At 68.2% G+C, this 22,636-nt stretch carries 22 protein-coding genes and 1 pseudogene; 16 read left to right on the forward strand and 7 right to left on the reverse strand.

Annotation, left to right across the window (positions count from 1 at the left end; genetic code table 11):
- Positions 1-35 precede the first annotated feature (35 nt).
- Positions 36-986, forward strand: coding sequence for a LysR family transcriptional regulator (locus NBRGI_RS11690; RefSeq protein ID WP_029895416.1), 951 nt, complete (start codon positions 36-38; stop codon positions 984-986).
- 38 nt (positions 987-1,024) lie between these two features.
- Here NBRGI_RS11690 and NBRGI_RS11695 read toward each other — a convergent pair whose 3' ends face one another.
- On the reverse strand, positions 1,025-1,456 hold the full coding sequence (locus NBRGI_RS11695) for a type II toxin-antitoxin system Rv0910 family toxin (protein WP_029895418.1): 432 nt from the start codon (positions 1,454-1,456) through the stop codon (positions 1,025-1,027).
- Positions 1,457-2,172: 716 nt separating this feature from the next.
- Here NBRGI_RS11695 and NBRGI_RS11700 point away from each other — a divergent pair.
- The 11 genes from NBRGI_RS11700 (at position 2,173) to NBRGI_RS11750 (ending at position 13,086) form a co-directional block, all read left to right on the forward strand.
- A complete protein-coding gene (locus NBRGI_RS11700) occupies positions 2,173-3,570 on the forward strand; it encodes an ATP-binding protein (protein WP_029895420.1) in 1,398 nt (465 codons plus the stop codon).
- Positions 3,570-3,995: a roadblock/LC7 domain-containing protein gene (locus NBRGI_RS11705; protein ID WP_029895422.1), complete on the forward strand. Its 426-nt coding sequence runs from the start codon at positions 3,570-3,572 to the stop codon at positions 3,993-3,995. The genes NBRGI_RS11700 and NBRGI_RS11705 overlap by 1 nt, the downstream gene beginning before the upstream one ends.
- On the forward strand, positions 3,992-4,345 hold the full coding sequence (locus NBRGI_RS11710) for a DUF742 domain-containing protein (protein ID WP_029895424.1): 354 nt from the start codon (positions 3,992-3,994) through the stop codon (positions 4,343-4,345). The genes NBRGI_RS11705 and NBRGI_RS11710 overlap by 4 nt, the downstream gene beginning before the upstream one ends.
- A complete protein-coding gene (locus NBRGI_RS11715; RefSeq protein ID WP_029895426.1) occupies positions 4,320-4,925 on the forward strand; it encodes a GTP-binding protein in 606 nt (201 codons plus the stop codon). The genes NBRGI_RS11710 and NBRGI_RS11715 overlap by 26 nt, the downstream gene beginning before the upstream one ends.
- On the forward strand, positions 4,922-6,160 hold the full coding sequence (locus tag NBRGI_RS11720) for a cytochrome P450 (protein ID WP_029895428.1): 1,239 nt from the start codon (positions 4,922-4,924) through the stop codon (positions 6,158-6,160). Before NBRGI_RS11715 ends, NBRGI_RS11720 begins: the two co-directional genes overlap by 4 nt.
- 10 nt (positions 6,161-6,170) lie before the next feature.
- Positions 6,171-7,397 (forward strand): cytochrome P450 family protein, encoded by a 1,227-nt coding sequence (locus tag NBRGI_RS11725; protein WP_029895429.1) that lies wholly within the window; start codon positions 6,171-6,173, stop codon positions 7,395-7,397.
- A 132-nt stretch (positions 7,398-7,529) separates the two neighbouring features.
- A complete protein-coding gene (locus NBRGI_RS11730) occupies positions 7,530-7,913 on the forward strand; it encodes a VOC family protein (RefSeq protein ID WP_029895430.1) in 384 nt (127 codons plus the stop codon).
- 319 nt (positions 7,914-8,232) lie between these two features.
- Positions 8,233-9,807: a Na+/H+ antiporter gene (locus tag NBRGI_RS11735; RefSeq protein WP_029895431.1), complete on the forward strand. Its 1,575-nt coding sequence runs from the start codon at positions 8,233-8,235 to the stop codon at positions 9,805-9,807.
- Between the two features lie 78 nt (positions 9,808-9,885).
- Positions 9,886-11,217, forward strand: coding sequence for a YhgE/Pip domain-containing protein (locus tag NBRGI_RS11740; protein WP_029895433.1), 1,332 nt, complete (start codon positions 9,886-9,888; stop codon positions 11,215-11,217).
- A gap of 116 nt (positions 11,218-11,333) precedes the next feature.
- Positions 11,334-12,461 (forward strand): acyl-CoA dehydrogenase family protein, encoded by a 1,128-nt coding sequence (locus tag NBRGI_RS11745; RefSeq protein ID WP_051727673.1) that lies wholly within the window; start codon positions 11,334-11,336, stop codon positions 12,459-12,461.
- Positions 12,462-12,579: 118 nt separating this feature from the next.
- Positions 12,580-13,086, forward strand: coding sequence for a PaaI family thioesterase (locus NBRGI_RS11750; protein WP_029895437.1), 507 nt, complete (start codon positions 12,580-12,582; stop codon positions 13,084-13,086).
- Between the two features lie 60 nt (positions 13,087-13,146).
- Here NBRGI_RS11750 and NBRGI_RS11755 read toward each other — a convergent pair whose 3' ends face one another.
- Genes NBRGI_RS11755 through NBRGI_RS11780 form a run of 6 tightly spaced genes read right to left on the reverse strand, consistent with a single transcriptional unit; the run spans position 13,147 to position 18,172 of the window.
- Positions 13,147-13,989: an acyl-ACP desaturase gene (locus NBRGI_RS11755; RefSeq protein WP_029895439.1), complete on the reverse strand. Its 843-nt coding sequence runs from the start codon at positions 13,987-13,989 to the stop codon at positions 13,147-13,149.
- A gap of 17 nt (positions 13,990-14,006) precedes the next feature.
- Positions 14,007-14,870: an SAM-dependent methyltransferase gene (locus tag NBRGI_RS11760; protein ID WP_029895441.1), complete on the reverse strand. Its 864-nt coding sequence runs from the start codon at positions 14,868-14,870 to the stop codon at positions 14,007-14,009.
- Positions 14,867-15,124, reverse strand: a complete 258-nt coding sequence (locus NBRGI_RS11765; protein WP_029895443.1) for an acyl carrier protein — start codon at positions 15,122-15,124, stop codon at positions 14,867-14,869. The genes NBRGI_RS11760 and NBRGI_RS11765 overlap by 4 nt, the downstream gene beginning before the upstream one ends.
- Positions 15,121-15,672 carry a PaaI family thioesterase gene (locus NBRGI_RS11770; protein ID WP_029895444.1) on the reverse strand — a complete coding sequence of 184 codons (552 nt, stop codon included), beginning with the start codon at positions 15,670-15,672 and terminating at the stop codon, positions 15,121-15,123. The genes NBRGI_RS11765 and NBRGI_RS11770 overlap by 4 nt, the downstream gene beginning before the upstream one ends.
- Positions 15,673-15,676: 4 nt before the next feature.
- Positions 15,677-16,465 (reverse strand): ferritin-like domain-containing protein, encoded by a 789-nt coding sequence (locus NBRGI_RS11775; protein WP_029895446.1) that lies wholly within the window; start codon positions 16,463-16,465, stop codon positions 15,677-15,679.
- Between the two features lie 45 nt (positions 16,466-16,510).
- The gene (locus NBRGI_RS11780) at positions 16,511-18,172 is read right to left on the reverse strand and encodes a fatty acyl-AMP ligase (RefSeq protein ID WP_029895448.1); all 1,662 of its coding nucleotides are present in this window, start codon (positions 18,170-18,172) and stop codon (positions 16,511-16,513) included.
- Between the two features lie 228 nt (positions 18,173-18,400).
- Here NBRGI_RS11780 and NBRGI_RS11785 point away from each other — a divergent pair, with 228 nt between their 5' ends.
- The 4 genes and pseudogenes from NBRGI_RS11785 to NBRGI_RS11800 all read left to right on the forward strand — a co-directional run.
- Complete coding sequence (locus NBRGI_RS11785; protein ID WP_029895450.1) at positions 18,401-19,639, forward strand: cytochrome P450; 1,239 nt, start codon at positions 18,401-18,403, stop codon at positions 19,637-19,639.
- Between the two features lie 28 nt (positions 19,640-19,667).
- Positions 19,668-20,888, forward strand: a complete 1,221-nt coding sequence (locus NBRGI_RS11790; protein ID WP_029895452.1) for a cytochrome P450 — start codon at positions 19,668-19,670, stop codon at positions 20,886-20,888.
- On the forward strand, positions 20,885-22,273 hold the full coding sequence (locus tag NBRGI_RS11795) for an NAD(P)/FAD-dependent oxidoreductase (protein ID WP_036558582.1): 1,389 nt from the start codon (positions 20,885-20,887) through the stop codon (positions 22,271-22,273). Before NBRGI_RS11790 ends, NBRGI_RS11795 begins: the two co-directional genes overlap by 4 nt.
- An 87-nt stretch (positions 22,274-22,360) precedes the next feature.
- Positions 22,361-22,636: pseudogene (locus tag NBRGI_RS11800) on the forward strand (cytochrome P450); the annotation flags it as partial.

A 22,636-nucleotide genomic window follows, 5' to 3' on the forward strand; every position in this document is an offset into this window, starting at 1 on the left:
CTTTTTCCCGAACGGAAAAGACGAAGGAGGTCGCCGTGTACGGTGCGTCCACCGACGACGTGACGTTTTTCGACATCGTCGCGCGTTCGCGCAGCCTGACCGAGGCGGCCAGGGAGTTCGGCATCTCGGTGTCGTCGGTGAGCAAGCGGCTGGCGCAGATGGAGGCCCGGCTCGGGGTGGTGCTGGTGCAGCGCAGTACGCGCAGGCTGACGCTGACCCCGGAGGGGGAGCGGTACGCGGCGGGCGCCGCGGTGATCGCCGCCCAGCTCGAGGAGCTGGAGGACTCGATCGCCGAACAGCGCCACGATCTGCGCGGGCGGGTGCACCTGCGGTCGACGATCGGCCTGGGCCGGGCGCACATCGCGCCGCTGGTCGCCGATTTCGTCGAGCGGCACCCGTCGGTGCAGGTGGATCTGGAGCTGTCCGCGCTGCCGCTGAACATTGCGGGCACCGGGTACGACGTCGCTATTCGTGTTGGCACACTCCAGGATTCACGGCTGACGGCGACCAGGTTGTGGGTCAACCGGCGGGTGGTGTGTGCGGCCCCGGAGTATGTGCGCAGGCACGGCATGCCCGCCACGGTGAAGGAGCTGGCCGAGCACAACTGCATCATCTTGCGGGAGAACGAATCCGACTATGCGCTGTGGCGGTTCGAGAGCGCGGGAAAGGAACTCGCGGTCCGGGTGGCGGGGAACCTGATCAGCAACGACGGCGACGTGATCACCCGCTGGTGTCTGGAGGGCCGCGGGCTGGTCATGCGGTCGCGCTGGCACGTCGATCCGCTGCTGAAAGACGGGTCGTTGATTCAGGTGTTGCCGGAGCTGGAAACACCGCCCGCGGACATCTACGCGGTATACGCGGCCGCCGCCCCGTTGCCGCGCCGGACCAGGGCGGTGATCGATCATCTGAAGGCGGGGCTCGGCCGCCGAATCACCGCGGCGGCCGGCGGACCGGGTCCGCAGGGTGCGCCGAACGCGGCCCGGTAGCCCGCGCTCGACGCAAAAACCTTGCTCTACAGCATCTTTCAGGCGTACAGCGCGACGAACTTGTCCAGCGACCGCTCGATGTCACCCTTCACGGCGCGCGCCACGCCGGCGCCAATCGGCCCGAAGAGCGGTCGTCCGCCGAGCTCGATGTCGACGGTCACCTCCGACCCGGTGCCCTTCGGCGCGACCAGCAACTCGAGCCCCAGCTTGGTGCCGCCCTTGCCCGCCCCGGTGAGCAGCAACCGGCGCGGCGGCTCGGCGGCTTTCACGGTCCAGGTCACCCGGTTGCGCAGCCCTTTCACCGAGGCCACGCCGACCAGCTGGGTGCCGACGGTCAGCTGCTCGGGTACCTCGCTGCGCCACGCCTCGTGCATCGTCAGCCACTTGTCGAGGTCGGCCAGGTTGGACGTGTGCGACCACGCGTCTTCCGGAGAGATCGGCACATCGACGGACACCTTCAGCTTTGCCATGTCGGCATAGTATCCGGTACCGGCAGTCTGGGTTATCTGTGCGGGCCGCGTGGCGGCATGGTCCGGGTCTCGCGACGGCCGCGGCGGCGCGCGCAACCGGCCACTTCCGGGCAACTGCGCAGGTCGCGTCGGATGGACCGACCGGTTCGCAACTCGGCCATAGCAAACTGGACGGACCAGCTAACTCTCGGGCAAGAGCAAACCGAATGTCCTGTTGTGGGCCGGTTTCCGGCTGTCGGCTAGGTAGGCATGGTTGACGGGATGCGTGAGATGTGCAGCGGCACGAATAGATCGGATGACGTGTCCTCTATCGGCACCGTGGAAACACCCCTGGTCACTGCGTGGCTAGCGACCGTGATCGCCAGGGGCGCAGCATTATTGCGCATTCGTGTGCGATAGTCACCTCTTGTCTGCAAACGCAATCATGTGAGTGGATCGGGCGAGACTTGGTTGCATTGCTGCTAATGTCGGGACGTCGGGTTCTGGTAACCGTTCGGACACAATCCGATCGGTCGGCGATCGACCGTGGAATCGCCTGCCCCGCGGGCACTGTGAGGCAAGGGTAGAACGGCCTCGGAGTGTGCGCAGGGTCTCCGGTCCTCCGACGTGGACCAGATCCGACCAGGGATGTGCATGGTCGGCGTCGCGAGGAAGGCGAGACGAAGCACGATGACGGAGAGTCGATTCCTCGGCGCCAATCGACGACGAAAGAACTGATGAACCAAGATATCGCCGTGGTGCTTGCATGGATCCTCGCCGCCGCTCTGCTGGTTGCGATAGCGGTGGCGCTGTACGCATTCCAGTATGCGAAACAACAGCGAGCCAGAGCCGAAGCACTCAGCAGAGAGCAGCGAGCCGTCGATGAGACCATCGAGCGGTTCGCCACCAACACGATGCCCGCGGTCACCGAGGCGATCAGGCGTTTCGATACCCAGCCGCCGACCGTCGAGGTGCCGCCGGGCCTGGAGAACTCCCGGCTGGCCCAGGTGCTGCGCTGGATCGCCGAGCGGTACGCCGACGATCTGAGCCTGCTGCGGTCCGAGACCAGGGAACAGGCCAATCACGAGGCGCAGCAGGCGATCGGTGCGGTCGAGGGCAAGGTGCGCGAGGAGGTGGCCGCCGCGTCGCGGCAGGCGACCAGTGCCGCCGTGCGCTCGTTCGGCACCTCGGTGGTCAGCCTCGGCGCCGACGTGAGCCAGGTGGTGAGTTCCGCGCTACGTGAGCACCGCAACGACGAGGTCTACGAGACGCTCACGCGGATCGACCACACGGTGCAGCAGATGATCCGCCAGGCGCAGTCCTATGTGATCGTCTGCGGCGGCCTGCCCGGCCGCCGCTGGCCCGCCCAGTCGCTCACCGACGTGGTCGGCGGCGCGATCGGCCGCGTCCGCGACTACCTGCGGGTGCGCCCCAATCAGCTGGATCGGGTGGTCATCAGCCGGGCGGTGGAGCCGCTCGTGCACACCCTGGCCACGCTGCTCGACAACGCGCTGCGCTATTCTCCGCCAACGTCTTTCGTGGATGTGAGTTTCCAGGAAGGTCATCACGGCGTCACCGTGATCATCGACGACGCGGGCGTTCGGATGAACGCCGAACAGATGGAGGAGGCCAGGCAGGTGCTCGCGCACGAGCGCTCGGTCGACATCCATCAGCTCGGCCCCTCGCCCAAGGTGGGTTTCCCGGGTATCGCCGCGCTCGCTCGCCGCTACGGCTTCACCGTCTACATCGACGGTCCCAACGTCTACGGCGGCATGCGCGCGATGGTCTACATCCCCGAGGCGCTGCTGATGACCCCGCAGCCCGGTCAGGATGTGGTGCCCGCGCACGAGCAGTCCGCCGCCGAGGTCGCGCCGCCCGCGCCCGCCCCGGTGCCCGTGGCCCGCGAGGTGGAACGTGAAGAGCCCAGCGAGAGTGAGCAATTCGCCGTGCACGAGATCACCAGCGGCGGGCTACCGAAGCGCCGCCGCCGCACCGTCGCCTTAGCTCCGGTCGGGCCACGCACCGAACCGGGGCTGGCCCGCCCCGATGTCGCCGCCGCCTGGCACACCGGCTCCCAGAGCGGCCGTGCCGCCGCCACCGATCACTCCGAGCACACCGAAGGGATGACATCCTGATGGCCACCCCCGTGACCGACAGCAGCAACAAGCTCGGCTGGCTACTCGACGATCTCAACGTTCCCGGCGTCAGATTCTCGGTCCTGCTGTCCGAGGACGGGCTGCGGATCGCGCACTCGCCGGGTATCGAGCGCGACGAGGCCGAGCGGTTCTCCGCCGCGGCCTCGGGTCTGCGGTCGCTCGGCAAGGCGCTCGGCGAATTCTGCGGCGGCGCGAACAACGGTGTGCGACAGAATATGACCGAGTACGACCAGGGCATGATCCTGATCACCGCGGCGGGTGAGGGCGCGCTGCTCGGCGTCGCGACCACCCCCGAGATCGACGTGGCCCTCATCGCGCACCGGATGAACGAATTGGCCGGCCGGGTCGGCCGCGAGCTGGGCAGCCAGCCGCGTAGGCGTGTCGATGGTGGCGAATTGCCATGACACCACGGTCCCGGCGTGATCCCGACCTGGTTCGGGCATACGTGCGCACCGGAGGACGTACCCGTCCTACGCGTGAGCTGGACCTGGTCACTTTGGTCCGTGCGGCCAAGGACCCGGCGCCGGGTGCCACACCCGATACGCGCCGGGTCGTGAATCTCTGCAGCCGCCGGGGTGCGCTGTCGATCGCCGAGATCGCCGCGTATCTCGACCTGCCGCCGTCCGTCGTGAAGATCGTCGCGGCGGATCTCATGGACAGCGGTCACCTAGTCTCACCTACCCCGGCGGAACACCTGCCGGAGATCGCTCTGCTGGAAGAGGTACTCAATGGGCTCCGTGCTCTCGCCGTCTGATCGTCCAGTCGACTACGTGCCGGAGACCGTTACCCGTTCCGTAAAACTTTTGGTGGCAGGAAATTTCGGGGTCGGCAAGACGACCTTCGTGAGCAGCGTCTCGGAGATCAAGCCGCTGCGCACGGAGGAGACGATCACCGAGGCCAGCGTCGGCGTCGACGACATGGTCGGCCTGCCCGGTAAATCGCAGACGACCGTTGCGATGGACTTCGGGCGCATCACGCTCAGCCCGAAACTCGCGCTCTACCTTTTCGGCACACCGGGTCAGCAGCGGTTCGTCCCGCTGTGGGAGGAGCTGGCCCGCGGCGCGCTCGGTGCCCTGGTGCTGGTGGACACGCGCCGCATCGAGAAGTCCGACGAGGTGCTTTCGGTGCTCGAGGAGCGCGGCGTGCCGTATTCCGTTGCGGTCAACCAATTCGAAGGGGCCAGGAACTATCCGCTCAGCGAGGTTCGCGACGCGCTGGACCTGACCCCGGAAACCCCGCTCACCTCGTTGGACGCACGTGACAGAGGCACGTGCCTGCGCTCGCTGATCACGCTCGTCGAATTCCTGTTCCAGCGTCTGGAGTCTCGTCTTTGACCACGCCCCCGTCCTGCCCTGTCCAGCACGGATCCCCGATCGACACCGAAGGTCCTCGGGTATCCCTATATTCTGAAGAGTTTGCCGCTGATCCGCATTCGGCCTACCGCGAGATGCGACGCCAATACGGTTCGCTCGTGCCGGTCAACCTCGCGCCGGACGTCCCGGCGACACTGGTGATCGGTTACCACACGGCGTTACGAATCCTCAACGACCCCGACCATTTTCCGGCCGATCCGCGCACCTGGCAGAAGAACGTGCCGGGCGAGTGCCCGATCCTGCCGATGTTGGAGTGGCGGCCGAACGCGCTGCGCAGCGCGGGACTCGAGCATCTGCGATACCGGCAAGCCAACGTGGTCGCGGTGGGCGAGGTCGACCTGCACTCGCTGCACGCCACCGTCGAACGGATCGCCATCCCGCTGATCAACGCCTTCTGCCAGGACGGCGCGGCGGATCTGATCAGCCAGTACGCGTTCCCGCTCACCTTCGCGGTGCTCAACGCCACGCTCGGTTGCCCACCGGAGATCGGCCAGCAGGTCGCGACCGGGATGGCCGCGATCTTCGAAGGCGTCAACGCGGACAAGGGCAACGCGATGCTCACCGACGCGCTGTTCGAGCTGGTCACACTGAAACGCAAAGAGCCGGGCGACGACATCACCTCGCGGCTGCTCGCCCATCCGGCCAAGCTGGACGACGTGGAGATGATCCACCAGCTGGTCACGCTGTACGGCGCGGGCATCGAGCCGCAGCAGAACCTGATCGTCAACACGCTGCTGCTGATGCTCACCGACGACCGCTTCGCGGGAAACGTTCTCGGCGGCAGTCTTTCGACCCGCGACGCGCTGGACGAGGTGCTGTTCACCGACCCGCCGATGGCGAACTATTGCGTGTCGTACCCCAAGCAGCCCATCCTGATAGACGGCGTGTGGCTGCCCGCCCATCAGCCCGTGGTGATCAGCATGTCCGGCTGCAACAACGATCCCACCATCAGCGTGGGCGAGTACGTGGACAACCGGTCACATCTGGCGTGGAGCGTCGGGCCGCACGCCTGCCCGGCCAGGTCGATGGCCTATCTGATCGTGCAGGACGCCATCGATCAACTTCTCGACGCCCTGCCCGAGCTCGGCCTTGCCGTGGCTGCCGACGAATTGTCTTGGCGGCCAGGACCTTTCCATCGCGCACTGGTCTCCCTCCCCGTAGTGTTTCCTCAGTCACCACCGTTGAACGTGTTTTAAGGAGACCGCGATGGACACTGCGCCCCTAGTCCTGGACCCGACGGGAACCGATATCCAAGGCGAAGCAGCACGCCTGCGTGAGCGTGGACCGGCGACCAAGGTCGAGCTGCCCGGCGGCGTGCAGGCGTGGTCGGTGACCGACGCCGACCTGCTGAAGCGACTGCTCGTCGATCCGAAAGTGTCCAAGGACGCCAGGCAGCACTGGCCCGCCTTCGCCAAAGGCGAAGTGCCGCAGGACTGGCCGTTGTTTCTCTGGGTGGCGGTGAACAACATGTTCACCGCGTACGGCGCCGATCATCGGCGGCTGCGCAAGCTGGTCGCCCCCGCGTTCACCCACCGCCGCACCGAGGCGATGCGACCGCGGATCATTCGGATCACCGAGCGGCTGATCGACGAGCTCGCGGCGGTGCCCGCGGGCGAAGTGGTCGATCTGCGTGAGGTTTTCGCGTATCCGGTGCCGATCGAGGTCATCTCCGAGCTGATGGGCGTGCCGGAGTCGTTGAATCCCGGCCTGCGCAAATGTGTCGACGGGATCTTCGACACCTCGCTCGGCTCGGAGGAGTCGCAGGCCAACTACATGGAGATGTACCGCATTCTCGCCGAGCTGGTGGCCTTCCGGCGCGGCGAGCCGGGCGACGACATGACCAGCCTGCTCATCTCGCATCGCGACGAGGACGACGGTTCGCAGCTCACCGAGCAGGAGCTGATCGACACGCTGCTGCTGGTCATCAGCGCGGGCCACGAGACCACCGTCAACCTGCTCGATCAGGCGATCTACGCCTTGCTCACCCGGCCCGAGCAGCGGGCCGCGGTGGTCGCGGGCAAGGTCGGCTGGGCCGAGCTGATCGAGGAGGCGCTGCGGTTCGAGGCGCCGGTGGCGCATCTGCCGTTGCGGTTCGCGGTCGAGGACATCGACGTGGAAGGGGTGAAGATCGCCAAGGGCGATCCGATCCTCGCCTCCTACGCGGCGGCCAATCGGGATCCGAAGGTGCACGGCGAAACGGCCGACGAGTTCGACGTGACCCGGCCCAGCAAGGATCACCTGGCCTTCGGGCACGGGGTGCACCACTGCCTCGGCGCGCCGCTGGCCAGGCTGGAGGCGGCGGTCGCGCTGCCCGCCCTCTTCGCGCGTTTTCCGAACATGCGCCTGGCGGCGGATCCGGCGGAGCTGGGCGCCGTGGCGAGTTTCATCTCGAACGGGCACAGCAGGCTGCCGGTGCTGTTGCAGCCTGAATAGTCCTCTCGCGCAGTCTTTACCACCGGAGGGGTGTCGCACCGTGCGGCGCCCCTCCGGACTCGTATCGCGGCGGCGTTTCGCACGGACGACGGCGGGTAGGTGATCGACATCGGAAGCGAAGGAGGTTTTGCCATGACAGCGGACAGCGAAAAGCCGGTCGGCACCCTGCGCAGCGTGGTGCTGGACTGTCCGGAGCCGCGCAAGCTCGCGCAGTTCTACATCGGCCTGCTCGGCGTACGGCTGATCGACGACGAGGACGACACCTGGATCGTCACCGCGGACGACGAAGGGCGGCGACTGGTGTTCCAGCTGTCTCCGGAGTACCAGCCACCGCATTTCCCGGATCCCGAAGCCTCTCAGCAGGTTCACTTCGACGTGCTGGTCGACGATATCGAGGAAGCGGAGCCGCGCGCGCTCGCGCTCGGTGCGAAACTGGTGCAGCCCAACGACGCCGATCAGTTCCGCGTCTACGCCGATCCGGTGGGCCATATCTTCTGCCTGATCTGGTTGTCCTGATCCGATTTCGACGAGATCGCCCGCGAGACCGGCGGTCTCGCGGGCCACACCACGGTGCGTGCCGGGTCAGATCCCGATCACGTCTAGCATGAGCCGAACCCAGTGACTGACCGCGCCGATGATCATCGGATTCTCCTTTCACCACACCGGAACTGCCTCGTAAGCACATGATTGCCCCGTGCGCCCGGCCGAAACGGTAGATCACCGGGATAGCGGGCGGACACCCGGTTGTCCGGATACCGCCAGCTTGCGTACCTCGCGCGGAACAATCAGCAGCCGCTTCGGGGATTCTCAGGTTCGCCGCGCATGCTGGACGAGCGTGAATCATCTGGAATTGCCGTTTCTCGTGCTGTTCGGCACGATCCTCGCCCAGCCGCTCGGGCGGCGGCTGGGCGTGGCACCGGCCGTCCTGATGACGGTGTTCGGTTGCGTCCTCGCGCTGCTGCCGACGGTGCCCGATGTCCGGGTGGCGCCGGATCTCATTCTGCCGCTTCTGCTTCCGCCGCTGCTGTATGCCGCGGCGCGGCGTACGTCGTGGCGAACCTTCGCGCAGAACTGGAGCGCGATCGCGTTGCAAGCGGTCGGTCTGGTGGTCGTCACCGCGGCGGTGGTGGCGGTGACCGTGCACCTGTGGCATCCTGGCGTGCCGCTGGCCGCGGCGTTCGTGCTCGGTGCGCTGGTCGCGCCGCCGGACCCGGTGGCGGTCGGCGCGTTGGCGGGCCGGCTCGGTCTGCCGCGGCGGCTGGTGTCCGTGCTGGAGGGGGAGGGGCTGTTCAACGACGTCACCGCGATCGTGCTGTACGGGATCGCGGTGCAGGCGGTGGTCACCGGCGAGTTCTCCGCATGGTCGGCGGCGCTGGACTTCGTGGTGTCGGCGGTGATGGGTGTCGCGGTCGGGCTGGTGTTCGGCTGGGGCGGCAGCAGGCTGATGCCGCGGCTGGCCGAAGCCCCGTGGCAGGTCGCGCTCGGTCTGGCGTTGCCCTTCGCGGCGTATCGGCTCGCCGATGCCTGGGACGGGTCGGCGGTCCTGGCGGTGCTGGTGTGCGCGCTGTATCTGACCGACGCCGCCTCCGACTTCGGCGACAGCGATTACCGGCTGGTCGGCGACTCGTTCTGGGCGATCATCGACATGCTGGTCAGCGGGATCGCGTTCGGCCTGATCGGGCTGGAACTGGCCACCGTGCTGCGGGCGGCCGGGCCGGACTGGCCGCGCTACCTCGGCGTTTCGGCCGCGGTGATCGGCGTGGTGGTCGGGCTGCGGCTGCTCTGGTTGCTGGCGACCTGGGCCCTGTTCGGCCGGTGGTGGCGCCGCCGGGAGGCCGACGAGCCCTACACCTGGCGGGAGACCGTCGTCACCTGGTGGGCGGGACAGCGGGGCGTCGCCACCGTGGCGCTGGCACTGGCCGTGCCGTTGACCACCGCGTCGGGCGAGCCGTTCCCTTGGCGCAGCGGCATCCTCTTCACCGCCTTCGCCCTCGTGTTGTTCACGCTGCTGATCCAAGGGCCGACGCTGTCACTCGTGGTGCGCGCCACCGGGGTTCGGGTCGACATCGACGCCGAGCGGGATATGGAGCGCAAGCTGTGGGCACGCATTCTGCGCGCCGAACTCACGCGCCTGCAACAGGTCGCGCTGATCGAGCGGCTGCCGGACGACGTCTATGACCGATTGCATGTCGGCATCGAAAGACGGCTCGCCAGAGCCGATCCCGCAGCCGCGGACGACGCGCGGCAGACGACCGAGCAGAGCGCCGAGCTGAACCGCGCACTGCACCGGATCGATCAGCAGATACTGGCGGCCGGGCGGGAAGAGGCGATGGCCGCGCGCCGGGAACCCGGGGTGCCGCCGGATCTGGTCGACCGGGTGATGCGGCGACTCGATCTGCGGTCGCCGTAAGCGCTCGCGCATTCTGCAGGCAACTGGCCGCGCGTAGCTCCCCGAGCCGTGCGTGATCAGCTGCTACCGTCCGAAACCGTGACTACGGACCCTGCGGAAACTAGTCGATCCCCGCGCAACCTCGGGTTGCGGCTGTGGCTGCTGCCGGTGGCGGTGCTCGCCGTTTTCATGGCGCTGCTCGGCACGATGTATCTCGACTACGTCGTCGATCCGGAAGAGAACCTGCACGATTTCCCCATCGCGCTGGTCAATCAGGATGTCGGCGACACGATCGGCGCGCCGGGGCAGCAGCGCCGGGTCGAGTTCGGGGCCCAGGTGGTCGACGGGTTGCGGCAGGCGGTGCCCGGGGACAAGATCGACCTGCAGGTGCTCGGCGTCAACGAGGCCTCGCAGCGGATGCAGAACAACAAGGTGTACGGCACCATCCTCATTCCGAGCGATTTCAGCAAACGGTTGGGCATCTTCGGCGTGGGCAGCGTGATCCCCGGCGATATCCAGCGTCCGCTCATCACGTTGCAGACCAACCCGCGCAGCGGCGCGTTCGTCACCTCGATCGTCACCCAGATCGGCAACCAGGCGCTGAACCAGGTGAACAAGCAGGTCGGCGCGCAGCTCACCGAACAGGTACAGGCCCAGCTGGCGCCCCCGCCGGGCGGCCCGCCCGCACCCGAGCTGAGCGGGGCGACGAGGGTGGCGCTCGCCGAGCCGCTGCAGATCGTCGTCGAGCCGTTCCATCCGTTGCCCGAGGGCACCGGCCAGGGCCTCACCGCGTTCTTCTACGCGCTGCTGCTCCTGCTGGCGGGTCTGGTCGGTTCGATGACCATTCACACGATGATCGACGCGCAACTGGGCTTCGTGCCGACCGAATACGGGCCCTGGTACGTGCATTTCCCGCCGACGCCCATCTCGCGCTTTCACACCCTGCTGATCAAATGGGGCGTCATGGTGGTGACGGCGAACGTCGTCGCCGGGGTCTTCCTGCTGGTCGCCAAGGCGCTCGGGATGCCGATCGATCACCCGCTCGGGCTGTTCCTCTTCAGCGCGTTCGCGATCATCGCCGTCGGGGTCACCGGCTTGTCCGTGCTCGCGGCGGTCGGGTCGGCGGGGCTGCTGATCAACCTGATCCTGTTCATCATCCTCGGGTTGCCGTCCTCCGGCGGCACGGTGCCGATCGAGGCGACGCCGAAGTACTTCGGCTGGCTCGCCTCGTTCGAGCCGATGCATCAGGTGTTCCTCGGCGTGCGCGCCATCCTCTACTTCGATGCCAGTGGTCCGGCCGGGCTCACGCGCGGAGTGTGGATGGCCGTGCTCGGGGTGGTGATCGGTGTGGTGCTGGGTGCGGTGGTGACGCGGTACTACGACTACAAAGGGTTGCGCCGCACGGGGATCGGGCGTCCGGCAGCGGAGTAGTCGCTTCGCGCCGGAAATGGTCGACTCGCTCCGAGTGTCCGATTCGGCGCGTACTCTTGCCCGGCGGTCGCCGCGCGGGTGGCGAGCGCGCCCGACCTTCGACCAGGGAGCGTTTCGTGACCACTGCTCAATTCACCTTCCCGGTCCGTGACGTCGAGCTCGAGGTGCTCGATCGAGTCGCCGAACTGGCGGCGGGATTCGCCACTGTCGCAGCGGAATACGACGAACGCGCGGAGATCGCGGTCGGGCACCTGGCGGCTTTGCACGAGGCGGACCTCGACCGTGCCGTGCTGCCGGAACGGGTCGGCGGCCTGGGCCTGAGCTACGCGGCCTTCGGGCACCTGGTCCGGGTGCTCGCCGCGGCGGATCCGTCGACCGCGACGATCTGGACGATGCACGCCGGCGCGGGCGTCGCGCTGGCGGAATTCACCGCCGAGACCCTCGGCCCGTTCTTCGCCGAGGAATTCCTCGCGGGCAAGCGATTCGCCAACGCGCTGTCCGAACCCGCCAGCGGCAACCGGTTCCTCAATCCCCAGCAGGACGCCGTCGCGGTGGCCGGGGGCTGGCAGCTCACCGGCGCGAAACGCTTTGTCTCCGGCTGTGAGATCGCCGAATACCTGCTCGTGAACGCGCGCGTCGACGATGTGCCCGCGTTCTTCGGGGTGGTGCCCGACGACACCGTGACGACCGTCCCGATCTGGGACACCCTCGGGCTGCGCGCGACCCGCAGCCAGTTGCTCTCGTTCGACCACACCCTGCTGCGGGCCGAGTATCGCGGTCGCGCACCGGGTCCGGGCGACTTCGCGGTCATTCCGGCGGGCCTGCCCGCGATCTCGCTCGGCATCGCCGACGCGGCACTGGCGGCGCTGGTCGAGCACGCATGCTCGCGCGAGATCCTCGGCAAGCCGCTGTCGCATCAGCAGTGGGTGCAGTACGAGGTCGCCGACGTCGAAACGCGCCTCGCCGCCGCGCACGCGCTGTACGACCGTGCGCTGTGGGAGGCGGACAACAGTGTGCCCACGTTCTTTCCGAACCTGTCGCGGGCCAAGTATCTGGCGAACAAGGTCGCGGTCGAGATCGCCCAGCTCGGCGTGCGGGTGGGCGGCGCGTCCGGTTACCTCAAGACCTCGCCGATCCAGCGACATCTGCGCGACGCCGAAGCCGGGCAGCTCATGGCGTACTCGACCGAGGTGATCGCCGGGATGATCGGCAAACTCGTGCTCGGCGTGCCCGCGGACGCGTAGCCGGCGGCCTGTGTTCGATCAGCCGATCGAAGGTGAGAATGCAACGGCGGCAAGCCCGCTGGTGTTCACCGGGCGCTGATCGAATGGCCTGGCATCGTTCGCCAGGGAGGAAAAGGTCATGACCAGCACCGATATACAGGCCGGCGAAGCGGCCACGCATCGCGCGGAAACGAGTACGCCCGACCCGACGGCCGCGTCCCGTGTCCACGAGCTGACCACGGTTTTCGAGCGTGGGTTACAGGAGAACCTGGGCGTGGGCGCGTCGCTCGGCATTCGTTTGGAAGCAGCGGGCGCGGGATACACGCGCTATTACCTCGATCCGAATCCGGCCACCATCAACGCGATGTTCACCGTGCACGGCGGGGTCATCGCGACCCTGATGGATACCGCGATGGGCAGCGCTGTGTTCACGAAACTCGGTGATGGTGTTGCCTATACGACGCTGGAGCTGAAGGTGAACTTCATCCGGGCGGTCACGCTGGACGGCTCCCGGCTCACCTGTGTGGCCAACGCGGTGCACGTCGGCAGGCGGACCGCGACGGCCGAAGGCCGCATCGTCGACGCGAACGGCAAGCTGATCGCGCACGGTTCGACCACGGTGCTGGTGTTGCAGCCGGACAGGTGAACTGCCGAATGGCCCTGCCCCCAGGAGCATTCGGGGGCAGGGCCAGTTGGCTGCCGAAGTTCAGACCACGGTGCGGCATTCGTCGATGAAGTGCACCAGCTCGTCCAGCCGATCGGTGCGAGCGTCCACCGCGCGGTCGATCACCTTGATCAGATGTTCGTAGGCTTCGGTGTGGTCGTAAGCGGCCACGTCGGCGATCCGCAACGCCCAGCGCCAGTAGCCACGCATGGTGTCGGCCAACGGCATTCGGAAGTTGGCGATCACGTCGCGGATCGGCTGCACCGTCGCGTCGCCGTGCACCCGTAGATAGCGCCCGACCACGTCGGCCATGAAGCTGAAGTGCCTTGCCTCGTCCCTGGCCAGCCGCGTCAGCACCGCGGCGAGCACGGGATCGGCGGCGACGTCCCGCAGGTGCTGGTAGTACATCTGGGTGGCCTTTTCCTGCACCAGCGCGTAGGCGAAGAACTGCACCGGGTGCTCGTACGGCAGGTCGAACGGCTTCTGGCCCTCGACCGCCAGTTCCGTGCGCAGCGCGCCTCGTTCGGCGAGGCCGGACGCCTCCTGGTACCGGGCGAGCGCCCTGGCGTGCGTGTCCTCCTCGAGCGCCCAGCGCACGGTGAAGTGATAGAGCTCGCGGTTGTGCACGAAGGTGTCCCGGTCGACGCTGTCGTCCACCGGGAAATAGCGGTGGTACACCTCGAAATAGCCGGGCAGGTGATCTTCGATCAGGGTGACGAACTGCACTGCCGATCGCTGGCCCTCGGTGAGCCGGCCGGCGTCGGCGCGGGACCAGTCGAAGGCGGTCTCCACATCCCACGCCCGTGCGGCGGGAGAGGCGGCCAGGAAGCCGTCGACCGCCGCCGCGACCTCGTCGACCGGGATGCGTGCGGACTCGATATCCATCTGTCTCTCCTGCCCCGTCAGCGGGCGTTGCGGCAGGTCAGCGCGTAGTGCTTGGTCGTGTAACCCCAGCCCGCGTTGGCGATCTCCAGGTAGTGCCGCAGTTTCGCGGACAGTCCGGGCCCGTGCGCGTCGATGCGCGCCGCGGCCGCGTCCACGTTGCCGATCCAGTCGTCGATGGTGCGGCGGTAGTGGTCGGTGAGGTCGTCCACCGCGACGATCGAGAAGCCCGCGTCTTCGGCGGCTGTCACCAGATCCGACAGCGGCCGCAGCGCACCCCATCCGAAGATGTCCGCCCGGACGAACTCGGTGCCGTCCTTCGTGTCGAAGGCCCGGTGCGCCGCGGCGTTTCGGAAGCAGCTCTCCGAAACGTACAGGGTGCCACCGCGGCGCAGCACGGCGCGGGCCCGGCGGAAGACCTCGTCGAGATCTGGCATGTGCACGATGGAACCGAGCAGGGTGACGGCGTCGACGCTGCGGGGCGGCAGGTCCATTCGCTCGAAATGGCCGACCCTGGTCTGCACCAGTTCGCCGACGCCACGCGCCGCGGCCTGTTCCGCGATGTAAGCGTGCTGACGCGGTGCCGGGCTGACACCCATTGTGCGGCAACCGAATTCCTCGGCCATGAACAGGATCAGCGAGCCCCAGCCGCAGCCGACGTCGAGCAGTGCTTCGCCGCCGCGCAAGCCGAGCCGGTTCGCGACGAAGTGGAGCTTGGTGCGCTGCGCCTGTGCCAGGGTGTCGTCCGTGGCGGTGTAGAGCGCGGAGCTGTACTTGCGCAGCGGATCCAGGAACTGGCCGAAGATATCCGGATCCAAGTCGTAGTGCTGGTTGGTATCGGCGATGCCGGCCCGGGGCCCGGCCGGCTGTTCGACGGCGGTCACGCCGCGGCCTCGCGCAACGCCCGTTCGACGACCGTGACCACGTCGTTCAATGTGGACAGTCCGAAGACGTCCTGGTCCTCGAGCTCGATGTCGTAGGTCTTCTCGATCTTGGCGACCATGCGCAGCACCCGCACGGAATCGACGCCCGACATGCCGCGCAGGTCGACGTCGGGCCGCAGATCCGGTGCGGCGAGACCGGTTTCGGCGGCGGCGATCGCGGTGACGGTGGTCAGGATGTCGGCGGGGGCGGTCATGAGTGAACTCCGTTCGTCGAGAAGGTATTCGTGGCGGACAGAGCCGCGCAGAGCACGGCGACCTCGTCGTCGCCGAGGGTGAGCTGGTGGCGCACGTCGTCGAGTGCGAAGGGCTGGTAGGTGGCGGCGGAGGTGGCGCAGACGGTGCCGTGGCGGTCCAGGATCTCGGCCGTGGCCTGGAGCGGCCGATCCGGTGCGGACTCGGCAAGTGTTGCGACACAGGTGTATTCGTGGTCGATCAACAGGGGTGTGAGGAACCTGGTGCGCTGGGTGACGGTGAAGGCGGGCTGGTTGCGCGCGAGCACGATCAGGTTGCCCATCACCTCGTCGCAGATCACTCCGGTCAAACCGCCGTGCACCACACCGGGATACGACTCGAACCGCCGGCCGAGCCGGAACCGGGACTGCAGCCCGTCCGGATGCGGGAAGAAGCTCAGCCGCAAACCGCCGGCGTTGTGCGGCGAGCAGCCGAAACAGTGATAGTCGGGAATGACCGACCACGGCACCGCTACGGTGTCCTGGCTGGGTGCCGAAACCGGGGCAGCCATCGCGTCAGCCCAGCACGTCGGCGAGCGCACGGCGCACCTTGGCGTTGCTGGACAGGTCCAGGCCGGTCATGTTCGCGAACGTGCGACGGACCTTGTCGTGCAGCACATCCAGCTCACCCTCGGCCGCCACCTGCTCGAGGAACAGGTCGAAACCGGTGTCGATGGTCTCGTGGTCGCCGAGTTCGCTGATGCCCGCCTTGAAGGTGCTCACCGGATGCTTGATCTTCGCCTCGGAGCTGTAGACATACAGCGTTTCCAGCACCGAGGGCAGCTCCTCGGGCCGCTGCGCCAGCCGCTCGGTGGCGTAGTGGATGAACTCGCGCGCGTGCCCGGCTTCGTCACGACTCGCGTTGAGCAGCAGACCTTTCAGCACCGGCTCTTGTACCCAGGCCGCGACCGCCCGGTAGATGTGATTCACCGTGAGCTCGGAGATGATGTTGGTCGCGAGCGTCGCCGACGGGGTGCTGCCCGGTGCGTACGGCTCGCGCATCGAGTCGACCGCCTTCTCGTCCACGCTCTCGCCGATCGCGCCGAGCCAGGACCGGAAGGCGTAGTGGTGCTGCACTTCCTGGTAGCCCCACACCACCGCGAAGGTGGAGAAGTCGTAGTCGTCGACGAATTCGTTCATGAAGCCGTGGACGGCGGCGATCACGTTGGACTCGCCCATCGTCGCGCTCTTGGCCAGCGTCACGTACTCGGGACGGACCAGCGTGCGGTCGACCGCGTCGAGCTCGAGGTCGGCCAGCTTCCAGTGCAGGCGCTCGTAGTGGCGGAAGACGTCATAGCTGTGCACAGGGGACTCCTGTTCGTCGGTGCCGGGAGGGTGGTCGTAGTGGTGTCAGCGGGTCGCAGCGATGAGGCCGCGCGCGGCCAGCCGCTGGAGTTTGCCGCTGCTGGTACGCGGAATGGTCCGAGGCGCAACGAGGTACACGTCCACGGCGGCCAGTCCGAGGCGGGCCGTGACCTGAGCCCGGATCCGCTCGCCGAGCGCGTCGGCGGCCGGGCCGGTGAGCTCGGTTTCCGCGATGAGCGCGATCACGTCCGTGCCGTCCGGATCGATGGCGGCGGTGCAGCGGCCCTTGTAGACGCCGTCGAGATCGTGCACGGCCGCCTCGACGTCTTGGGCGTAGTAGTTCACGCCGCGCACGGTGATCATGTCCTTGCACCGGCCGGTGACGAAAAGCTCACCGCCGCGCAGATATCCGAGGTCCCCGGTGCGCAGCCAGCCGTCCGCGGTGTGCAGGCCCGCGACGGATTCGGGCGCGGTGGTCAGGTAGCCGTCGGTGACCGAGGCGCCCTGGATGAGGATCTCGCCGACGACGCCGTCGGGCAGTTCGCGGTCGTCGTCCGGGTCGACGATGCGCAATCGCAGGCCGGGCACGGCCGAACCCACGGACGCCACGGCACGCGCGCCGGGCGTGCGCGCGGAAACCTGTTGCGCCCGTGCGTTGTCGGAGAGCGCCGCGCGATCCACCCAGTCGAACACCGGGGCCCGGCCCAGCGGCGGGAACGCGACCGCGAGGGTCGCCTCGGCCATGCCGTAGACGCCGAACATGGTGGACGGCGCGAATCCGGCGGGCGCGAACCGGGCGCAGAACGCGGCGACCACGTCCAGTGAGATCGGCTCGGAACCGTTGAAGGCGATCCGCCAGTGCCGCAGGTCGAACTCGGCGGCCTGTTCCGGTGGCACCGCGGCGAGCAGGGCCTGATAACCGAAGTTCGGCATGGCGGTGATCGTGGTGCCGCTGGCGGCGAATTCGGCCAGCCAGCGCGCGGGATCCTTGACGAAGGCCACCGGTGACCAGATATGGGCCGGTATGCCGCGCAGGATCGCCGACAGCGTGCCGAACAGGCCCATGTCGTGGAACAGCGGCAGCCAGAAGCCGCCGCGGTCGTCGAGGCTCAGCGCGATCCCGGTGCGGATCGCGGCCAGGCCGCTGAGCACGTTGCGGTGGGTCAGTCGCACGCCCTTGGGCGCCGCGGTGCTGCCGGAGGTGAATTGCACGATCGCGAGATCGTCGGGAGTGAGGGCGGGCAGCGTCCGGTCTTCGTCCGCGTCGGCGGCGAACAATGTTGCGGTATCGAGCAATTCGACGTCGACCGCGGTGCCGAGCAGTGCCGTCAGGTCCGCGAATCGAGGCGATACCAGGACGGTGCGCATGCCCGCCGCCGCGACGATCGCCGCGAGTTTGCGCGGATAGCCGTCCATCTGGCGCGCGCCCGCGGGCAGCGGCAGCGGCGTGGCCGCGCCGCCCGCTGCCGCGATACCGAACAGACTGACCAGGAACTCGGGAGCATTGGGGCACAGGATGCCCACCGGCTCGCCGCGGGTGATTCCGTGCCGTACGAGTGCGGCGGCGGCCGTCCGGGCGCGCCGGTCGAGTTCGGCGTAGTCCACGGTTTCCGATACCGACCAGAACGTGGCCGACACCCCGGGGTGTCCGGCCGCGATCTCGGCCAGCGCGCCGTGCAGGGTTTCGACCGATTCCGCAGAATTCATGGCTGCCACGACAACAGCGAATTGTGACGGTGCCTTGAACTGACTGTGAATTGCCGTGTGCGATAAACAGGGTCGATCAACCAATCGCGGTGCGCGATAAAGGATTTCCACTATGGCGCGATAGGAACGGATGATCGCCGCAGCGCGGAAGTGTCGGTGACCACGACGATTCATTACGCACCGCTATTGCGATGACGCGCCTACTTTTCGACAATTCAGGAGTTACCGGTGAGTTCCGAGCATTCGGCGGTCGAGGAATTGACCCCGGTTCAACTGGCGGTGATCGAGAGCGTCGCACCGCATATGCGTCACGACCCGTACGGCAGTTACGCGGTGCTGCGCGGTGCCGGACCGTTCGTGCCGGGACCGCACGACATGCACCTGGTGACGGGTCACCACGAAGCACAGACGATCATGCAGGATCCGCGCTGGAGTCACGCCGAGGAGCCGAAGCTGCTGCACGGCGACAGCGACGTCGAACTGCCCGGCTCGTTTCTGTGGATGGAGCCGCCGGACCACACCCGGCTGCGCGGACTGGTGAGCAAGGCGTTCACCGCGCGCACCATCGGCGGCATGCGCGAGCGCGCCGAACGACTCGTGGCGGACCGGATGGACGAGATGCTCGCCGCGCGCGAGGTGGACCTGCTGGACGCGCTGGCGTATCCGCTGCCGCTGACCATGGTGTGTGAAATGCTCGGCGTGCCCGCCGACGCGCACGAGCACGTGCGGGAGATCTCCACGGCCATTGCCCGCGGTCTCGACCCGGATGTGCTGCTGTCGCCGGACGAATTGGCCGCCCGGACCGCCGCCGTCTACGCGTTCCTCGACTTCTTCGGTGAACTGGTGGCGCGGCGGCGCAGGGACCCGCGCGACGATCTGATCACCGCGCTGGTGCAGGCCGACGACGCGGGCGCGCAGCTCACGTCGAACGAATTGCTGGGCACGCTACTGATTCTCGTGGTCGCCGGGCACGAGACGACGGTGAATCTGATCGGCAACGGTGTCCTGGCGCTCATCCGCAACCCCGGCGAATTCGAGCGGCTGCGCAGCTGTCCCGAGCTGTGCGAGCCCGCCGTGGACGAGGTGCTGCGCTACGACGCACCGGTGCACCTGACCACCCGGACCGCGCACGAGGTGATCACCGTCTCCGGGCGCACGTTCGCGCCGGGCGACGCGGTGATCGTGCTGCTCGCCTCCGCCAACCGCGACCCGCGGGCCTTTCCCGACGCGGACCGGTTCGATATCGCCCGCTACGCCCGTGGTCGGAAAGCGGAGCGGCACTTGTCCTTCGGGCTCGGGCTGCACTACTGCCTCGGCGCGCCACTGGCGCGGCTCGAGATGCAGGCGGTGCTGCGCGCGATCGCTGCCCGGGTCGATGCGATGACTCTGCTCGAGGAACCGCCGTACCGGCCGAACGTGGTCGTCCGCGGCATGTCGCGACTCCGGGTCCGGCTGGACGGCCGATGACCTCGCGCGCACGGAAACAGGAGCAATGATGAGCACAGCCGTTCCCGCCGACATCACCTTCGACGCCTTCGATCCGAGCGAGCGGGCCGATCCCTACCCGGCCTATCGCCGGGTGCGCGATGCGGCCCCGCTTTTCCCCTACGCCTTCGGTGATGTCCCGGTCACCCTCGTCACCAGATATGAAGAGTGCGCGGCGATCCTGACCGGCAGCGACTGGGGGCACGGTTACGCCGCGGGCATCAGCCCGTTCCGCGACACCACCGCCGCGATCCCCGGCTCGTTCGTGCGGATGGACCCGCCCGAGCACGGCCGTTACCGCAAACTGGTGGCCAAGGCGTTCACGCCGCGCATGATGGCCGAGATGGTGCCCCTGGCCGGGCAGGTCGTGGCGGATCTGGTCGCGGCGGCGCTGCGTCGGGGCGAACTGGACGTGCTGAACGGACTGGCCGTGCCGCTGGCGGTGGCGATGGTCCCGGTGCGGCTGCTCGGCGCCGATCCTGGCGACGGTGCGCTGTTTCGGCAGTGGCAGTTGGCGATCGCGCGGGGCAGCGACCCGGATTCGCTGTTGGGCGCGGCCGACGTCGTGGCGCGCGGGGCGGCGGCGATCGAGTGCATGGGCTACTTCGGCAGGTTGGCGCAGCAGAAGAAGACGCACCCGACGCCGGATCTGCTGAGCGCCTTGATGTCCGCCGCGGGTGCGGGTCTGATCACCGAGTCCGAGGTGATCGGCATCTCGCTGCTGACCTTGGTCGCGGGCATGGAGACCTCGATCAACCTGATCGGCAACGGCATGCTCGCGCTGCTGCGCAACCCGCAACAGCTTGCGCTGCTTCGAGACAACCCCGCACTGATCGGCCCCGCGCTGGAGGAGATGCTGCGCTACGACGCGCCGACCCAGTTCACCATCCGGGTCGCGCTGGCGGATACGACGGTGGGCGAGCACGAATTCCGGCGCGGCGACGGCGTCGTGGTGCTCACCGCGTCGGCCAGCCGGGACGACCGGGTCTATCCGGACGCGGATGTCTTCGACGTCACTCGCTATGCCGGAAACCGGCCCGCGCGTAAGCATCTCGGCTTCAGCCTGGGCATCCACTACTGCGTCGGCGCGCCGCTGGCCCGGATCGAAGCGGAGCAGGCGATCGGCCGATTGCTGAGCGAGGCACCGAGACTCGCATTGGCCGCCGATTCGATCGAGTACCAGCCGAGCCTGATCCACCGGGGGATCCGTGCGCTACCGGTGATGCTGTGAACGCGCGCGGGCACGCCGTCGTACTGGGCGCCGGAATCGCCGGATTGCTCGCCGCGCGGGTGCTTTCCGAGCATTTCGAGCAGGTCACGATCATCGAGCGGGACGGCGACGCGGACGGTGCGCCGCGGCGTGGGGTACCGCAGGCCCGGCATCTGCACGGGCTGCTGGATCGCGGGCGGACGATCATCGAGCAGCTGTATCCCGGATTCACCAGCGAGATGGCGGCGCGGGGCGCGAGCACCGCCGAGGCGCTCGTCGGAACCCGCTGGTACGTCGGTGGTGGCCGGGTCGTGCCGACCTCGACCGGACTGACCTCGGTGATGGCGACCCGGCCGCTGCTGGAATCGGTGTTGCGGCAACGGACGCTGGCCGCACCCGGTGTCCGGTTGAGCGAGGGGACGGCGCGCGGACTGATCGGCGACGCGCACCGGGTGCGCGCGGTCTCGGTGGCCGGCGCGTACGGCGCGCAGGCGCAGGACGCGGATCTGGTGGTCGACGCGACCGGACGCGGTTCCCGAGCGCCGATGTGGCTCAACGCCATCGGTGCGGAAGCACCGGCGCAGGACCGGCTCGAGGTCGACCTCGGCTACGCCTCACGGATGTTCCGGCGCACGCCCGGGCAATTGGACGATCACTCGTCGGTGATCATCTCGACCGGATCGAACGGCCGCGGCGGCGGGGCGATCCGGGTCGAGGGCGATCGCTGGCACGTGACGTTGGCCGGGATGCTGGGCGACCATCCGCCGACCGATCCCGCGGGCTTCGCGGCCTTCGCCGCGACGGTCGCGGCACCGGATATTCACGAGCTGGTCACCGGCGCGGAGCCGCTCGACGACGCGGTACCGCACCGGTTCCGGTCACCGATGCGGCGGCGGTTCGAGCGGCTGAACCGAGCCCCGCAGGGGTTCTTGGTGCTGGGCGATGCGCTGTGCAGCTTCAATCCGCTCTACGCCCAAGGTATGGCCGTGGCCGCGCAGCAGGCCCTGGCGCTGCGCGAATGCCTCGGGGCGGGTGCGGTTTCCGCGGACCTGCCCGGCCGGTTCTACGCCGCCGCCGCGGGTGTGGTGGACGTGGCCTGGCAGCTCGCGTCCGGAGCGGATCTCGGGCACCCCGGTGTGGTCGGCCCGCGCAGTCCACGAACTCGGCTCGCCAACGCCTACGTGTCGCGGGTACAACGCGCGGCGCAGGTGGATCCCGTGGTCGCGCGCACGTTCCTGCGGGTGGCCAATCTCGTCGAACCGCCTGCCGCACTGCTGCGGCCGCAGCTCGCCGCACGAGAGCTGCTGCGCGGCAAGGCGAGTGACACCGAACCGCGGGCCGTACTCGCATCCGGGGCGGCGACGTCCACCGATCTCGTACCCACCGCAGCCACGCGGCTGCCCTGAGCGAACAGCCCTCATCCGCATTTCGAACGTAAGCCGCGATCCGGGACAGGTGCTGCCGCCCGGTGCGCGGAGAAGGGACTACTCGACATGGACTCGTCGCACGCGACCACGGCTGTGGCGGAACAGGATTCCACGGTGCAGACCGCCATTGCCCACTTGTTCGGCCCGGACGGCAGGGCCGATCCGTATACCCCGGCGCGGGTGTTGCGGGAGGCTGGGCGGCTGCACCGGACGCCGCTGGGCCACCACCTGCTGACCCACTACGACGACTGCGTCGCGGTGCTCTCCACCACCGCGTGGAGCCACGCGGAAGAAGCCGCGATGATGCACCCCACGGTGTCGCCCGAGGACGCGCCCGAGGAG

Source organism: Nocardia brasiliensis IFM 10847 (genome assembly GCF_000710915.1).
Lineage (GTDB): Bacteria > Actinomycetota > Actinomycetes > Mycobacteriales > Mycobacteriaceae > Nocardia > Nocardia brasiliensis_A.

Excerpts from the sequence above, each read along its gene's own strand:
- NBRGI_RS11695 (WP_029895418.1), bottom strand. The coding sequence starts at position 1,456 with ATGGCAAAGCTGAAGGTGTCCGTCGATGTGCCGATCTCTCCGGAAGAC.
- NBRGI_RS11700 (WP_029895420.1), top strand. The coding sequence starts at position 2,173 with ATGAACCAAGATATCGCCGTGGTGCTTGCATGGATCCTCGCCGCCGCT.
- NBRGI_RS11705 (WP_029895422.1), top strand. The coding sequence starts at position 3,570 with ATGGCCACCCCCGTGACCGACAGCAGCAACAAGCTCGGCTGGCTACTC.
- NBRGI_RS11710 (WP_029895424.1), top strand. The coding sequence starts at position 3,992 with ATGACACCACGGTCCCGGCGTGATCCCGACCTGGTTCGGGCATACGTG.
- NBRGI_RS11715 (WP_029895426.1), top strand. The coding sequence starts at position 4,320 with ATGGGCTCCGTGCTCTCGCCGTCTGATCGTCCAGTCGACTACGTGCCG.
- NBRGI_RS11725 (WP_029895429.1), top strand. The coding sequence starts at position 6,171 with ATGGACACTGCGCCCCTAGTCCTGGACCCGACGGGAACCGATATCCAA.
- NBRGI_RS11730 (WP_029895430.1), top strand. The coding sequence starts at position 7,530 with ATGACAGCGGACAGCGAAAAGCCGGTCGGCACCCTGCGCAGCGTGGTG.
- NBRGI_RS11750 (WP_029895437.1), top strand. The coding sequence starts at position 12,580 with ATGACCAGCACCGATATACAGGCCGGCGAAGCGGCCACGCATCGCGCG.
- NBRGI_RS11755 (WP_029895439.1), bottom strand. The coding sequence starts at position 13,989 with ATGGATATCGAGTCCGCACGCATCCCGGTCGACGAGGTCGCGGCGGCG.
- NBRGI_RS11765 (WP_029895443.1), bottom strand. The coding sequence starts at position 15,124 with ATGACCGCCCCCGCCGACATCCTGACCACCGTCACCGCGATCGCCGCC.
- NBRGI_RS11770 (WP_029895444.1), bottom strand. The coding sequence starts at position 15,672 with ATGGCTGCCCCGGTTTCGGCACCCAGCCAGGACACCGTAGCGGTGCCG.
- NBRGI_RS11780 (WP_029895448.1), bottom strand. The coding sequence starts at position 18,172 with ATGAATTCTGCGGAATCGGTCGAAACCCTGCACGGCGCGCTGGCCGAG.
- NBRGI_RS11790 (WP_029895452.1), top strand. The coding sequence starts at position 19,668 with ATGAGCACAGCCGTTCCCGCCGACATCACCTTCGACGCCTTCGATCCG.